This is a genomic window from Streptomyces sp. L-9-10, assembly GCF_004151105.1.
GTDB lineage: Bacteria > Actinomycetota > Actinomycetes > Streptomycetales > Streptomycetaceae > Streptomyces.
Genome location: NZ_PHRF01000023.1, coordinates 114,008 through 126,270 on the forward strand (window position 1 = coordinate 114,008; position 12,263 = coordinate 126,270).

At 68.1% G+C, this 12,263-nt stretch carries 11 protein-coding genes and 1 tRNA gene; 3 read left to right on the forward strand and 9 right to left on the reverse strand.

Annotation, left to right across the window (positions count from 1 at the left end; translation table 11 throughout):
* Positions 1 to 30: 30 nt before the first annotated feature.
* The 4 genes from CU044_RS05200 to CU044_RS05215 are packed head-to-tail and all read right to left on the reverse strand — an operon-like array spanning position 31 to position 2,514.
* Entirely contained in the window at positions 31 to 876 is an 846-nt protein-coding gene (locus tag CU044_RS05200) for a hypothetical protein (protein WP_129767246.1), read from the reverse strand.
* Positions 877 to 923: 47 nt separating this feature from the next.
* On the reverse strand, positions 924 to 1,811 hold the full coding sequence (locus CU044_RS05205; protein ID WP_129767247.1) for an ImmA/IrrE family metallo-endopeptidase: 888 nt from the start codon (positions 1,809 to 1,811) through the stop codon (positions 924 to 926).
* On the reverse strand, positions 1,808 to 2,224 hold the full coding sequence (locus CU044_RS05210; RefSeq protein WP_129767248.1) for a helix-turn-helix transcriptional regulator: 417 nt from the start codon (positions 2,222 to 2,224) through the stop codon (positions 1,808 to 1,810). Before CU044_RS05210 ends, CU044_RS05205 begins: the two co-directional genes overlap by 4 nt.
* The gene (locus CU044_RS05215) at positions 2,221 to 2,514 is read right to left on the reverse strand and encodes an acyl carrier protein (protein ID WP_240045362.1); all 294 of its coding nucleotides are present in this window, start codon (positions 2,512 to 2,514) and stop codon (positions 2,221 to 2,223) included. Before CU044_RS05215 ends, CU044_RS05210 begins: the two co-directional genes overlap by 4 nt.
* A gap of 91 nt (positions 2,515 to 2,605) precedes the next feature.
* Between CU044_RS05215 and CU044_RS05220 the strand changes: the two genes are divergently transcribed.
* Positions 2,606 to 3,478 (forward strand): nucleoside triphosphate pyrophosphohydrolase family protein, encoded by an 873-nt coding sequence (locus CU044_RS05220; protein WP_129767249.1) that lies wholly within the window; start codon positions 2,606 to 2,608, stop codon positions 3,476 to 3,478.
* 1,024 nt (positions 3,479 to 4,502) lie between these two features.
* Here CU044_RS05220 and CU044_RS05230 read toward each other — a convergent pair.
* From CU044_RS05230 to CU044_RS05245, 4 genes are all read right to left on the reverse strand, one after another.
* Positions 4,503 to 6,221 (reverse strand): relaxase/mobilization nuclease domain-containing protein, encoded by a 1,719-nt coding sequence (locus tag CU044_RS05230; RefSeq protein WP_129767250.1) that lies wholly within the window; start codon positions 6,219 to 6,221, stop codon positions 4,503 to 4,505.
* Between the two features lie 7 nt (positions 6,222 to 6,228).
* A complete protein-coding gene (gene mobC / locus CU044_RS39335) occupies positions 6,229 to 6,624 on the reverse strand; it encodes a plasmid mobilization relaxosome protein MobC (protein WP_240045363.1) in 396 nt (131 codons plus the stop codon).
* A 470-nt stretch (positions 6,625 to 7,094) separates the two neighbouring features.
* A complete protein-coding gene (locus tag CU044_RS05240; protein WP_129767251.1) occupies positions 7,095 to 7,934 on the reverse strand; it encodes a DUF2637 domain-containing protein in 840 nt (279 codons plus the stop codon).
* Positions 7,935 to 8,200: 266 nt separating this feature from the next.
* Entirely contained in the window at positions 8,201 to 9,466 is a 1,266-nt protein-coding gene (locus CU044_RS05245) for a DUF3631 domain-containing protein (RefSeq protein ID WP_129767252.1), read from the reverse strand.
* A gap of 944 nt (positions 9,467 to 10,410) precedes the next feature.
* On the opposite strand from CU044_RS05245, the gene CU044_RS05250 reads away from it, so the two are divergent.
* Positions 10,411 to 10,623, forward strand: coding sequence for an excisionase family DNA-binding protein (locus CU044_RS05250; protein ID WP_078075978.1), 213 nt, complete (start codon positions 10,411 to 10,413; stop codon positions 10,621 to 10,623).
* Positions 10,620 to 11,786, forward strand: a complete 1,167-nt coding sequence (locus tag CU044_RS05255) for a tyrosine-type recombinase/integrase (RefSeq protein ID WP_129767253.1) — start codon at positions 10,620 to 10,622, stop codon at positions 11,784 to 11,786. The genes CU044_RS05250 and CU044_RS05255 overlap by 4 nt, the downstream gene beginning before the upstream one ends.
* 328 nt (positions 11,787 to 12,114) lie before the next feature.
* On the opposite strand, the gene CU044_RS05260 is transcribed toward CU044_RS05255, so the two are convergent.
* Positions 12,115 to 12,188 (reverse strand) — tRNA-Gly (locus CU044_RS05260).
* Positions 12,189 to 12,263 lie beyond the last annotated feature (75 nt).

The window sequence follows — 12,263 nt, forward strand, 5'->3', positions numbered from 1 at the left end:
AGGGCTCACTAGGTTTGCATTGAGGAGCCCTCAGACGGCGAGCATCGGCGTTATGCCGTTGAGCAGTGTCCTGATCGGTGTGACGGGCCCTTCCAGCTGTGCGTAGCCAGCCATCACGGTCAGCGTGCCAGGCCGCAGGCCGGCACGGCTGGCGATGTAGGCGGTGAGGCGGCCCAGGCCCAGATAGTTGCCGTATGCCCGTTCGAGCATGTAGTGGCTGCGGTAGAACGCGGCCGCGTGCACGGTTCCGCTCCGGTCCAGCTGGAAGGAGCAGTGACTCAGGCAGGGGAAGCCCCGGATGAGGTTGTCCCGTCCGGGTACGTGTACGCGCGCTTCCGCCGGCGCGGTGGTTTCGACATCTGGCAGGAGAAGGGCAGCTTCGGTGTCTGCCGGGTGGGCGACGCCGCTCTCGTATGCGGCGGTCATCGGCGCCTTGCTCGCAGCCTGCTGGGTCAGCCGGCCGATGATCTTCCCGATCTGGTCGATCTGCGTCCCGTCAATGCCGGGATAGGCGACCAGACGTCCGAAGTACATGTCGTGATGATTGCCCGGGTAGCGCTTGGCCCGGGTGTACAGGTCTCGGTAGCGGGTGACCAACTGCTCGTGAGTGCCGCAGTGGGAGGCGAGCGCCGCGGGGAAGATCGTGCTGGCGACGGTCTCGATCGGCTTGTATGAGTTCTTCGCCTGCCTCTCCGCAGCGTGCGCCCGTACCCGCTCCAGCTCAGCGCGGAAGGCCGGATCGTCGGCCGTGGCGTCCGCGATGCGTACGACTGTGTGATATCCCGTGCGGGCGGGGTTGTCCTTGCGGTCGAGGGCCTTGCAAGCGGCTATCCAGGCGCTTGTGACGTCGGACCCGGCAACAGCGAATGTGTGCATCGAAGCTCCTTGGGGTGATGGCGGGGAGCAGTGCAGGTGGAAGCTGGTCAGGGCCAGACATCGTGGATGCCGTGGCGCGGGGACTCACGGGCAAGAGTCAGCTGCAAAGGGCGGACGCTGTCGGGGACGTCGACGTTCACCAGGCACTCCGAGCCGAGGTCATCGGTGACCTCCACCGCACGGTGAGTGCCCAGTGGGCTGTGTGGCCAGGAAGCCAGTGTCTTGGGCAGAGGGCAGAAACGGGCGCCCGGCAGGTGCAGCACGAGGACGTCCCCCACATCGACGTGCAGACGCTGGCCGTGCGTTTCGGCGGTGACCACGTGTACATGCGGTCTTGCCCCGACGTCGGCGCCTCCCGTCAGGGAGCGCTTCAGCGCGGCGGGTGGGATCTTGAGCCACTGCTCGGCCTGGCTACGGCCGAGCTGCGACAGACGCGCCAGGTGCCGCACGGTGCCTGCGTAGGAAGTACCCAGCGCGCGAGCTACCAGGTAGGCATGTTCCGGATGACCGGGCCGACCGCCGGCGATCCGCTGCAGCGCGCCGAGCACGGCGGGGCGGGGCATCAGGAACCACGCGGCGAAGGCTTCTGCGATTTTCTCCTCCTCCGGCCAACTCCCGTTTCCCCAGCGCGCGCTGGGATCGAGCTCCTGGTCGTAGGAACTGGAGTCGCCCTGGCAGTGATGGCCGAGTTCGTGCGCAGCGGTGTGCCGCTGCGTGATCACGTCCAGTCCGGAGTTGAGCAGCACCGCGGGTCCCTCGTCGTGCGGCGAGAAGTAGACCCCGAACAGCCGGGGCATCGGCCGCGCCATTGCGTCCAGACCTGCGGTACGTAGGGCGGCGTGGACCGGAACGTACCCAGAGCGGTCCACCGCCAGGTCGCGGTGCGCCTGGACGGCGGCGATGCCAGCGATCCGGTGCGCCACGTTCCAGTTCATCGCACGGGCCCCGGGTCTTCGGGGGGCGCGGCCGCGTGCTCCTCCTGGGTGGCGGCGCGCCGGAACCTCAGAAACTCGGCGTACTCCAGGACCGCTTTCTGGTCGCCGTCGGTCAGTTGGGCCAGGGCACGGGGGAATCCTGACAGGACGTGCTCCCCGGCGTCCGGTTCCTTCTCGTCGGCAAGGAAGAAGGAGATCGGATGGCGGTACAGGCGGGCCAGCTTCTTCAGCTCCAGACTGTCGACCCTCCGCTCGCCACGCTCGATGTCGCTGACAGCTGTACGCGGGATGCCGGTGTTGTCGGAGACGAACTGCTGCGACATGCCTAGGTAGTCGCGGATGCGCTTGAGGCGTTCTCCCAGCCGCTCAAGTTCGGGGTCGCGGGACCGGGAATCGGTGGGGGGCGGGGTCATGACTGCTGCCTTTCGTGGATCGCGTCCAGTACCGCGTCGGCGAAGGTGCTTACCGAGCGGGTTGCCCGGGCTGCCTGCGCGTCGGCGGGTATGTCGATGCCGTAGTGGTTCTCGATGCGCGTGAGGATCTCGACGATGAGGATGGAGTCCACCGGTAGGCCGGCGCCGGCCAACTCAAGCGCGGCGCGAACCTCTTGGGCGGGCCGCTCCTCCAACTCGGCGAGGAACTCGATGATCACCGTGATGACGTCCTCGGCGCTTGGTCCGACGGTGTGCAGCGTTTTCTCCAATCGTTGGAAATCCCGGAGGCGTTGTCCTAGTGTACGACATGTCGTCGGGCAATCCGACTGCGTTGTCCCATGATCAGACATCAGGAGCGTTGTGGACTTTCAGCGTTACCAACAAGCGGCGATCAAGACCCTCCAGCCCACCGCCCCCGGAACCGACCCGGTGCTGGTTCCCCTCCTCGGCCTTGCTGGCGAAGCGGGCTCAGTGGCGACCGTCTACAAGAAGCTCCTGCGCGACGGACCCGCCTTCGAGCAGGGCAAGCAGCAATTACGGGAAGAACTGGGCGATGTCCTCTGGTATGTCGCAGCCCTCACCCACCGCTTCGGACTGTCTTTGGAAGACGTAGCAGCCGCAAGCCTGGAGAAGACCAAGGACCGGTGGCGCACCACCCCCCATGCCGAACGGACCCACTACGACGAGGCGTTCCCTGAGCGCGAGCAGATTCCGAGAAAAACAACCCTCACCTTCACCCCCACCGTCACAGACGGCGGACGAAAGGTCATCGTCCTCACTCGCGAGGACGGCAAACCCGCCGGTGACCCGCTCACCAGCGCCTCCCGCGTCGAAGACGACTACCGCTTCCACGACGCTTTTCACCTCGCCCACGCCGCCGTCCTCGGCTGGTCACCTGTCACCCGCTTCCTCCTCGGACGCAAGCGCAAAAGCCACCCCGACACCGACGAGAACGAGGACGGAGGCCGCGCCATCGCCATCGAAGAGGGGATCTCCGCACTCGTCTTCTCCTACGCGGCCCGCCACGCCTACCTCACTGGCCTTCGGCACATCGACCACGAACTCCTCACCACGATCGGCCATATGACCGCGCACCTGGAAGTCGGCGCCTGCCGCGCCGCCGACTGGGAACGCGCCATCCTGACCGGCTACGCAGCCTGGACCCAACTCCGCCAGCAGGGCGGGGGGACCGTCGAACTCGACTTGGACCGCCAGACACTCACGGTGCTGTGAGCCCGACCGCAGGGCGTGGACACGTGGGACCAGCGGTGTAGCTTCACGCCCTGCCAGGCTGGCAGATCGCCGATCACGGCAGCAGCTTCCTGGCGCGCTCGCCGGATCGCGACGCCCATGATTGCCGCCGCCGTAACGACAGCGGCCATCGGCTTGGCGAGCGACAGTGCCGGTGGATGAGGGAAGCGGCGGTGCCGGAAGGACACGAACACGCCCAGTACTTCGCCGTCCGCGAAGCGGTCTGTCGCCCGCCGCGAATTTATCGACGACTTCCTCTACGTCGCAGCGACCCGGCCCGCCTGGCTGAGCGCTGCGGACTCCTCGCGGCTCACGCCCGCGCCGTCGCCGTAGCGGTGGTCCCGATGCCTACACCGAAGCCGACCCCGTTCCAGCAGCATGGAAATCGCCTTGAACAGCCGTTTCGGCGACAGGCGCATCCTGCTCACAACCAAAGGCGGCCGACTCATTTGCATCGCTTCCGGCTACCAAACCGAAGTTTTTACCCACTTCACCAAAGGGGCCCACGTCGCCACCGACGGAGGCCGCACCATCATCGGCCGCCCCACCCCGGAGCAGGCGGCGCGTCCACCACTCCTACGAAGAAACCCTTGGCTCCCTCGACCTCGCCGCTCGCCTGAATCATGACGCACCGGTTCTGCACGCGGCAGACCTGCTCGTCTATCCCGTTTTGGCCTGCGGCCACCAAGCCATGCGCGACTCGTCCGCCACCCACCACGCCTGCGGCGGACCCGCACCCTTCCTCGACACACCCACCGCCTACTTCGACAAGAGCTGCATCACCGCCGAAACCGCCCGCCGCCTCTCCCTCAGCATCCGCGCCCTCACCTCCCGACTCGCACGCATCCACCAACTCGCCAGCCACAACTCCACAACCGCGGTACATACTGCAGACCGCCGACATTGGCGCGCGCCTCCTCAACTGGCCCACCAACCAACTATGAGTCCACCATGCCCCCGAGCTGCCAATGCCGTTGAAAGTCCTCACAACCCAACGGTTCTCAAGTCATCGGCGTTGACGCACTGAGTCCGAACCGCCCCTGAGTTGACGGCCCGGCGGTATCCGTGCCGATGCCGGTACGGACCTCTGGACGGGTATTCGTTCGGCGTCGGCAGGGAGGTCGGCCGTGCGACGCAGCCGCCACACCAGTACTTCGCTGGCGGAGTCGGCGGTTTCCAGCTCCCGTCGTCTGGTGGCTTCGGTGAGCAGGGTGGCCGGTGGGTGTCCGGCGGCTTCGGCGTCGGCGAGGGTGGCGGCGAGGGCGGGCCAGCCGGGTTCGTTGAGGATCTGCTCGGCCAGCTCCGGCACTGCGGCGCGTATGTGCGCGGCCTGCCGCAGCAGATGGGGCTGGGTGAGGTGTTGGCCTCGCTGGTGGAGGACGGCCATGTGGTGGTGGGCGGCGGCCCGGTAGGCGGTGCGCAGGTGTTCGGCGCTCTGGCGTGCTGCGGCGGCTTGTTGGGCGTGGTTCTTCTTGGCGTGCCAGTGGACGGCGGCGGTGATCAGGAAGAACGCCATGTCGATCACCATGGCTGTGGTCGCGCCGTCCTCCCCGTCCCCGAGGACGGGTCCGCTGCGGACGAGTTCGCGTGCGGCCTGGCGCAACGCCCGGTCGTGACCGCGTTCGGCACGGGTGTGGGAGCGGGTGGCGCGCTCGAACACGAAGGCCGCCTGCCGCAGTTCGCTTCTCGTGGGGGCGGCGCTCGTGGTGGCGAGCGCATCCAGTACCTCCCCAACCCCGTTGATGCGGGCGGCGATCTGTTCGTCGGTGCCGTGGTCGATGACCAGCAGCGCTTGCCACATCGCGGTGCTCGCCCGCCGTCTCGCGCCCGCTGGCCCCGGCCACCGAGGACCTGCGGACACGTCGGGGTCACGTTCTGCCTCTGGAGCGCTGGTGGTCCAGCGTTTGCGGATCTTGGGGAGGGAGAGATCGGGGGCGAGGGTGGACCCGGCGTAGAAGACGGGTTCACCGTCGTGGTTGCGGTCGTCGGGCAGGGCGACCTTGTAGCCGAGGAGATCCCCGGAGGGCGCGGTGCGTGTGCGGATCAACAGGCCGGCGGCGGTGAGGCGGTCGAAGAACTCGGTCTCGTCCACGGTGCCGGCTGCTGCGTGGCGGACAGTTTCCCGTAGTTCCTCGCGCGCGGTCTGGGGGCGGTTCTCACGTGCGGCTTTGTGGCGCTCCGCGCTGGTGGGGCGTTTCGCGGCGGTGCCGTCGCCGGGGTTGAGCTGCCGCAGGCCGTACTCGGCTTCGAGGAGGCGGGCTTCGGCCCGGGCGCGGGCGGCGTCGTTGTTCAGCTGTGGTCTGCGGCCGTCTTCACGGACGAGGGTGGCGACGATGTGGATGTGGTCGTCCGCGTGACGCACGGCCGCCCACCGGCACGCGGTCTCGTCGCCGGTGGGGGCGATGCCGGTGGCCGCGACCATGCGGCGGGCGATGTCCGCCCACTGCACGTCGGTGAGCAGCGGGTCCTCGGGAGCCGCGCGGACGGACAGGTGCCACACGTGCTGGTCGGGACGGCGTGTGGGGGACAGGGCCTCGACGGGCTGGTCCAGGAGCTGTGCGAGGTCGTCGTAGGTGGCGTCCGGGTGCCGCCCGGGGTCGGGGGCGAAGGCGTCCCAGGCCGCGACGAGGTGCGGGTCGGTGTGCTCCTCGCACCTGCCGGGCTCGTACAGGTAGAAGATCAGTCCGACTGTGCGGCTGCCCCGCTTCTGAACACGAGGAATCATCGGAGAATCATCCGGACCGGTTCTCGTTGCTGAGGTACTGCTGGGTGAAGGCGTCCACCCGCCGCGCGGCGCGGTGGACGGCGGCGAGAACGGCGGACGCTTGGGGTGCGTCGGCGCCGGAGTTGGCTGCCTTGGCGACCTGGTTGAGGTTGTTGCCGATCTGCCCGAGATGCCGGCGCAGCGCGAACAGCTCACTTACCACTTCGCGTTCACCGGCCACCTCGGCGGCGGTGCGGTCGAGGTCACGGGCGGCGTTGAGGCCAGCGCGTGCGAGGAAGGCGGCGATGCTCATACCGCAGGCGGCTGCACCGTCGGCGAGGAGACGGTACTCGCGGTTGTTCATGCGGCAGCTCGGCTGGTGCGTGCGCTTGTCGTCGTCACGCAGACGCTCACGCTGCTTCACACGCGGTTTCAACGGTGCGGCGGAGGCGTGCTGACACGAGGACGAACGGTGACACGGGTGCTTCTCCTGCTGTTTGGGATGGAGGCCGCCCTCGGCCCCATCCCCCACGGCCGGCGCCTCCTGGCGCCGGTTCGCTCCCGCCACCCCCGGGGCGGGAGATGCGTGAGCATTGCTGCCAACGGCAGCAATGCTCACGCGATAACTTGCTCGGGTTGAGGTTGGTGCGGTCGTCATTTTTGCCTGAGACGTCGGGTGTTGGCGTTGCTGGTCAGTCATTTGGTGCGGAACTCCGGGGTCGGTAAGCAATCGGGATGGGTGTCGTTCGTTGGCGGGTCAACCGGTGCGCTGTGAAGCGGGGGCGTCGGCGGAGCAGAGGCTCTGAGTGGGGAGGGCGGAAGGAGCGGGGAAGGTCCGGTCACCGGAAGTCCGAACTACTTCCGGACTTCCGGTGATCGAGAGATGTGAGGCGGTCAGCCGGACTGCTGGGCCGAGGGACGCGCTGAGTCCCGCTCCTCCTCAAGCACCTTGAAAACCTTCAGCAGGCGCTCGTTGGCGGCTTTGCGCCCCTGAACGATCCGGATCTCATCCGTGATCACGTCGCGGTCGACCCCACCGAGCCGTTCGGCCACGGGGCGGGCGATGGCCAGCAGCTCGTCAAGCGAGGCATTCGGGGGCCGCCCCGTACGCCGAGGAGCCGCGTCCTGTGCCGAAACTGTGTCGACCACTTCCGGTACGGGGCGGGCGGGAGAACCGGATAGGCCGGTAAGTGCAGGACTACCGCCGAGCGGCTCGCTCTCCACCACCAGGGCTGGCGGTTCCGGCTGCTCGGCGACCGCCGTGGTCGGCAGGTCGGCGGGCTGGTCGGAAGTCGTGTCCGGATGGCCGGTGGGTTGGTCGACGCCTTGGTGGATCTGCCGCATCAGTACTCCGAAGGCGAGGAGTGCTGCGGTGGGCGGGACTGCGGCGACGACGTAGTCGAGCAGCGGCACGGTGCCAGAGCCTGCGGTGCCGCTGACGCCTGCGACGTTGAGGGCGATGGAGCCGACCGATCCGGTGGCGGTCAGGGCGATGGCCCATCCGTCGGTGACTCTGCGCAGACCGGCGCGGAGCATGAGGAGTTCGCCCGCGACGATGAACGCGTCAACGGTCGCCGGCCAGGCCCACTGACGCGTGGGCGAGCCGCCCAGACCGTGCTTCCCGGCCACCTCCGCGAGGTGCGCGTAGGACAGCCAGAACGCCCCGACGGTCAGGGCCACGATGACGACACCCGCAGCGGCAAGGGCGTACCGCTCGGCAGCGTGCTTCGTCACCCGCCGGCCATGGTTCGTCGCGCCGGTGGTCTGGTGGGGGTAAAGGGATGAATCGGGCAAGCGGGAACACTCCAGGTGGGCTAGGGGTGGCGGCTGCGAGGCGGGGGAGGGGCCCGGCCACCATGGGGGTGGGACTCGTACCACTCGTTGCGTGCCTGGTCAGGACAGGTACGGGTGGAGTGGTGATGTCGAGTCGACTCGTTGCGGGGTCTTCACTCGTCCCCGTGCTGACCTGGGCGGGGACGGGTGCGACGGGACGTTCCGGGTCAGGGTGCGGTGCCGGGCAGCCGTTGCGCCGTGACCGGAGCCGGGGGTGCCGGTTCGGGGCAGTAGCGTGCCCAGGCGTCGAGGAACTGGTTGCGCGCGAAGCCCTTGGCCTGGGTGCCGTCGGGGAAGCGCCGGTTGGCCGAGCTGATGCCGTAGGGCTTCAGCAGCAGTTGCAGGCCGCGCGGCGTCAGACCGCCGGCACCGTACTCCGCCCACGGCGCTTCCCTGTCCGCGTTCAGCGCCTCCAGCAGCCGCTTGGTGGCCAGCACCGCCGGATCGCACTCGGCGCCGAAGGCCCGGCGGATACCGACCAGCAGGCGGGTACGCAGACCGCCTTCCTCGTCCTGCCCCGCCTCGTAGTCACTCATGATCCGGCAGGCCGTGCGTACGAGCGCGGGCCAGTCGCCACCGGCGAGGTCGGCGACGATCACCAGCGGCTCCCACGTGTCGGCCGCGCGGTCCTCGACCGGCATGACCGGCTCCCGGTCCGCCGCCAGCGCACCCAGCGGCTGGAGCCAGGAGGAGAGGCGGTCGCGCAGGGCGTGCAGCGCGGGGGTGTCGCGGTGGGTGCGGAAGGCCGCGACCTTCTCGCCCGGTGCACGGCGGCGCATCCGGATGATGACCGACCGGTCCATGATCGTGTCCGGCAGGTCGCCGATCCCGGCAAGGGCGGCCATGGCGAAGGTGGGGAACGGGGTCGGCTTGTGCTCGGGCCCCGAGACCCGCAGCGTGGGCCGGTTCCGCTGATGCCCGGCATTCAGCAGACCCCGGAGATCCTCGTTCCGTTCAGCCGCCTTCACGGTGCCGAAGAGGGTGTCGGCCTCATCGACCAGGAGCGTGGGCGGGTTGTCGTCGGTGATCGACCGGAAGATCGCGGCAGGGCTGGCGTTGACCGTGATCAGGCAGTTGTGCACCGTCTCGGTCAGCACGTCCAGCAGCCGCGACTTGCCGCACCGCTTCTCCGGAGCGACCACCGCCAGACGCGGCGCGTGCTGCCACGCCGGCTGCAGATGCGACGCCGCCACCCACAACGTCACCGCCGTCAGGGCCTCCGCCGAAGGCAGGATCACGTACCGCATGATCTGCGCCTGCAGATCGGCCAGCACCTGTGCCCCTTCGGGCAGCGGCGTCACTGGAGACTCGTCGTCGCGGTCCTCGTCCGTGGGAGGCACGGGAGAGTTGGCGGCTTGGCCGGGTACGGCGACCGGAGGCCACGATGGCGTCGCGTCACGGTGGGACGGGGTCTTCGGCTGGGGTTCGGTCATACTGGACATCAGCTCCTCTGCTCGCGGGCCTTATGGGACGGCAATCCCGGTTTCCGCAGGTTGATCGCTAGGGATGGCGGTTGAGAGGTTGCGGTTGAAGCCCCCGGCCGTGCCGGGGGCTTCAACCATGCGTGGGGCGGTAGTGGCTGCGGCGGGTCAAGAGACAGGCGGCTAGGGCTGGTTGGGTCGCCGCGGCGGGCGAATCCAAGACAGCCACAACCACCCCGCACAAGTCCAGCACTCGCCAGAGAAAGCGGACAGCTGTCGGCGAACACCTGCTGCGGGGCTTGCATATAACGGTAGACCCGAAACGCCGGTCGACAAAAAAGCCTGAGCATCGGCAAAGCCAGAAGCATCACATCGCGAATATCTTGCGCAGCCGTCGTGACCCGAGCTACAACACATAACCCGACGTCAGGCCATACCTCGGCGACCAAATCCACCACTCATGGCCGCGCCCTCAGGAGTCCGGCTCAACTCCCTTCCACGGTGAAGCGGAGCGCAACATAGCCGCAGAACGCCGGTTCACCAAACCGGCGAACGCGAGGTACACATTTGGTCATGGAAAACAGACCGCTCGCAATATTCCCGGAAGGAATTCAGGGTCGCAGCACCGTTGAATTCCCCCGCCCTCAACAAGGCATCGGCCAGCGCCAACTCGGCCACCGAGAAGCCGCTTTGGGCAGCCCGATGACCAACACCACCGTGTCCCCAGGCGGCTCGGCCAGTGAGAACGGCCCCAGCAGCGACGCGTAGCTCAACTGCCGCCCCGGCTAGCCCCGCAGGGGCGGGCGCCCGCCAACAACCGCCATCCCAAGCGATCGACCACGCAGGCCGGCATTGCCGTGCCACATGCCTGCGAAGAGAGGACCCCGCCTTGCGCCGGCCAGCGATACCCCATGGCTCCGCTCGGACCACGCGTGCCGCGAAGGAGGTGACGCTGCATGGCTGACCGCCTCCTCACCGTGGACGAGGCTGCCGAACGACTCGGCACAGGCGTGCGCTTCGTCCGCCGCCTCGTGGCGGAACGCCGCATCGTCTTCGTCAAGGTCGGACGCCACGTCCGCATCGCCGACAGCGCTCTCACCGCGTACATCGAAGCCCACACCGTTCAGCCCGCACGACGGGGTCGGCCGAGCTACGGCAGGGCCGCCTGATGCCTCGCAAGCCGCAGCGGCGGCGCGAGTTCGGCAGCGTGCGCAAGACCGAGTCGGGACGCTTCCAGGCCCGCTACTGGGCTCCGGACGGTGTGCGGCGCTACGCGCCACACACCTTCGAGACCAAGACGGAGGCGACGACCTGGCTCACGCTGACCCAGGCGGACATAGAGCGCAAGCACTGGACCGACCCCGATGCCGGGGCGGTCAACTTCGAGGACTTCGCCAGCAAGTGGGTTCGGGAGCGCGGTCTCGCGGCGACCACCGAGGATCTGTACACCCGCTTGCTCAGGCTCCACATCCTGCCCGCCTTCGGCGCGTGGGACCTGGACGCGATCCAGCCGGCGGATGTGCGTGTGTGGCGAGCCGAGCGGCTCAAGGCGACCGATGGCGCCAAGACCACAGTGGCCAAGTCCTACCGTCTGCTGAAGGCGGTGCTCCAGACCGCGGTCGACGACGAACTCCTCAAGAGCAACCCGTGCCGTATCAAGGGCGCCGGCAAGGAGGAGGCGGACGAGCGCGATGTCGCCGAGATCCAGCAGGTCTACGCGCTGGCCGAGGCGATCGGACCGCGCTGGCGCATCATGATCTTCCTGGGCGCCTTCGCGTCCCTCCGCCCCGAAGAACTCGCGGAGCTGCGGCGCGGTGATATCGACCTCGATGAAGGCGTCGTGTGGATCAGGCGAGCCGCACCGGAGCTGACCAACGGCCAGAAGGTCGTGGGAGCACCGAAATCGCGCGCAGGGAAGCGGCCGATCTACCTGCCCGACTTCGTGGTGCCCGAGCTGCGTCGCCACCTTCAGTGGTTCGCCGAGAAGGAACCGGACGGACTGCTCATCGTGGGAGAACGCGGAGCCGCCTTGCGCCGGTCATCCTTCGGGCGCAAGTGGCGTAAGGCGCGGACCGCGGCGGGTCTGCCGGACAGCTTCCGCTTCTACGATCTCCGCCACACCGGCAACACCCTGGCGGCGGACTCGGGCGCGAAGCTCAAGGACCTCATGGTCCGGGCGGGCCAGTCGAGCCCCAAGGCACAGCTGATCTACCAGCACTCCAAGAAGAAGCACCAGCGCAAGCTCGCGAAGAGCATCGACGCCGAAGTCCGGCAGCAGCGCGGCGAAGCAGCCGAGCAGGCCCAGGCGGAGACGCGGAAGCACTCCGGCTGAGGTCGTGGCGGCCTCGCCCGAGGCGGCGTGGCGGAGGCGGACCGCTTGGCCAGCAACAGCGGACTCGTCTCCGCTCCATGCCCCCGGGCGGAGTTCGCAGGAAGCGGCATTGCCTTCGCAATGCCGCAACGCCTCACACTCCTGTGACCCAGTTCACAGGAAATACGTCTCGCCATTCGAGAAGTCCGGCGCGGAATGGCCCGCGCATCGCGCGGAAGGGCACCGAAACCGCGCTTCTGCCAGCAGAAAGGGCTGGTGGAGGGCTGGCGGGACAAGAAATGGTCTAGACAACAAAGGAGGCCCAAGTCGCTGACTTGGGCCTTCGTCGTGGAGCGGGTGACGAGAATCGAACTCGCGCTCTGAGCTTGGGAAGCTCATGTTCTACCATTAAACTACACCCGCGAGGCGGGCCGGTGATCGGCTTCGCATCGTCGGACACTCTACCTCATCACGGGCCCCGGGCGTATTGCGCCGTGG